General features: G+C 25.0%; 2 protein-coding genes and 1 pseudogene. All 3 read right to left on the reverse strand.

Going from position 1 to position 2,663, the window contains the following annotated elements; all coding sequences use genetic code 11:
• Positions 1 to 117: 117 nt before the first annotated feature.
• A complete protein-coding gene (locus B6C99_RS12835; protein WP_086360180.1) occupies positions 118 to 564 on the reverse strand; it encodes a hypothetical protein in 447 nt (148 codons plus the stop codon).
• A 478-nt stretch (positions 565 to 1,042) separates the two neighbouring features.
• Positions 1,043 to 1,507 (reverse strand): annotated as a pseudogene (locus B6C99_RS13545) (SMI1/KNR4 family protein).
• 395 nt (positions 1,508 to 1,902) lie between these two features.
• Positions 1,903 to 2,382, reverse strand: a complete 480-nt coding sequence (locus B6C99_RS12845) for a pentapeptide repeat-containing protein (protein ID WP_086360182.1) — start codon at positions 2,380 to 2,382, stop codon at positions 1,903 to 1,905.
• Positions 2,383 to 2,663 lie beyond the last annotated feature (281 nt).

Genomic DNA, 2,663 nt, shown 5'->3' on the forward strand with positions numbered 1-2,663 from the left:
ATATATCTAATGGTGCTTCATTTGAAATTAAATAAACACAATTCCTTACCTTAAAGGTATATGTACTATTACATATATTTAAATGTGTTAAATAATTATTTAAAATAATGATATATTTTACATTTCAATTCCTTTTATTGAAACAATGTTAATAGGATTTTTTAAATCTAAGATTATTCTATAATTAGCACTAGATTCTACTTCAAGAAATTTATCTGGTAATTCAATTGCATTTATAAAAGGATTAGATTCTTCAAAATATATTACCCAATTTAGCTTTTCATCAGATGAAATATATGCGATAAAACCTTCGGAACCGTGGCTACCTTCTCCTAATAAGCATGTTCCTCCCTTTTGTATTTTAATTTTCTGAAAAATATCTATAGTAGTTATGCAATCAGGGTTTTTATTTAAAAAATCAACAAGATTAAATGATCCCCCTTTTTTTATAAATACATGGGGATAAAATTTTGCTAAAAATGAAAAAGATTCTCCATTTGCAAAATAAATACCATCTTTAGTTGGTAATTTTTCTTTATTCCATAACTCGTTTATTTTTGACATTTAATAATCCTAACATTTTGCAGATCTTATTTTCAATCACGTTTTTCGAGACTTAATCGCTGTTTTTTTTATTTTTTCTATCATTACATCATTGCTGAAATTATAAAACGGAAACTATACCAAAAGAAGAATTAAGATGATAAAAGAGAGGTGTGATTGCATAGAATGGTTTACCGTCCCGATCCAGCCGGTGGTTTCAATTCAAATGCCTAGAGCATTGTATATGTAGCCATAATGTTTGCTATGGTTCTGCAGTTCATAAACTACTTATTTTTTGTAGTGTTAAATTTAAACCAACAAGTGCTAAACAAAATCAATCGAATTAGTAATCCAAACCAGCAATTTATTTATACCAGATTTTATAAACAGCATACTAATAATCATTAATATTAAGTATGATTAAAAAATGTCTAAACGAGAAGTTAATCTATATTCAAATTAATTCTGGCAGATAAATATTCATCGTTTGTGTTCTTAATTAAATTTCATCTTCCTTTAAGGGGTAAAGATCATTTATAAACTTAGTGAAAGACTGATTAATATAATAAACATTTTCCATATTAGGTGTTTCACCTTCATCTGCTTCAAGTTCATGATCCCAAAAATAAATTCTATTACTATTAGATTTCAATTCCATTATAATAAGATTACCCCCAGCATCATGAGCTATAGGAATGAATTCTAAAGGAATTCTATCCTTATAAAGATCATAATAACTTAATAAATTACTATATTTTTCTCTGCCTAAACTAAGAAATTGATCAACCATAGATCCATCATTTCTATCAGAAAAAAATCTAAATGAATTAGGCTGAGGTTGTCCTCAATTATATTTCATTAAAAAATCTTTATAATCATTTGGTAAATTACCTTTAATAATTTTCTCAAAATTGGAAATATCTTCTAAAGTTGCGGAATTTTTAGAATAAATAATAGTAGCCATAAATTATTTTTTACCTTCACTTGTTGAAATTCCTTTTTTGTATCTTAGTGTATCATAAATATCAGAAGGTATTAGTTGCCTATATCCAAAATCCTGATGATACCAAATGTATTCTACTAGTCGTGAATTTTCCGAATTATATTCTATAGTTTAATCTGTCATATTAATTATATAGTCCTTAAAAAGCACAAATTAATACGAACAATAGAATTCGGAATTTAGTTTTTTTTAAAATCTATCAAAACGTTATTGACTAAATTTATTAGTTCATCTGTCTTGAGTTAAACTTTAGAGAATTTACTAAAATTGTTTAAATTTAATTAAAAAACCTATTTATATTTTAGTTTTTGGTAGTCCATATAACTTACTAATTATTAAATGAATATTAAGTTATTTTATAATAAAATAGCTCCTTTGCTTTCTGGCAGGAAAAATTTTGGCCATATAGTATCTTTATCATAAACTGCATTTATAAAACTAGCTTCTTCTATTCTTGTTGCTTGTAAATTTACACCTTTTAAATTAGTACAATTAAAATTTGCGCCAAATAAATCTGCACCAAATAAATTAGCATTTTTCAAATCAGCGTTTAATAAAAATGCCCCGATTAATTTGCTTCTAGTCATATTTACATTAACTAGTGAACAATTCATTAAATTGCAATTCATCATAGATGCATCAGTAAAATTTGAGTAATTTAAATTACAATATGCAAAGTTTACATTACGTAAATCTGTATAATTAAAATTTACATTGCGCAAAGAATATCCTTCAAATATAGCTGTATTAAGTTTTAAATTACTTAGATCAGAACCATCAAATGTAGTTAGATTAAACTCTTTAGATTCACCAGATTCAAATTTAATTTTGATCATTAATAATTTCCCCAATCAACAGTATCAATTAATATTTCAGACATAGATTTATTTCTTTAACGATCAGTTTGCACAATTGTTCCGGGTGTTATAGAAAGTAATTTACTTACAACCTTTCAAGATTAGATATTTAATAAATGTATTTATAATCAATAAATTAAATTTTAGATAATTATTATACACTTATAGTATTATTTCATTTTTACTAATAAATCTCCTGGATATAATCTAATTTTATTATTTTCGTATATATATTCTATCCATAATTCTTTGTTATCAGA

The sequence above is a fragment of the Gilliamella sp. N-G2 genome, from assembly GCF_002142215.1.
In the GTDB taxonomy this organism is placed as follows: domain Bacteria; phylum Pseudomonadota; class Gammaproteobacteria; order Enterobacterales; family Orbaceae; genus Gilliamella.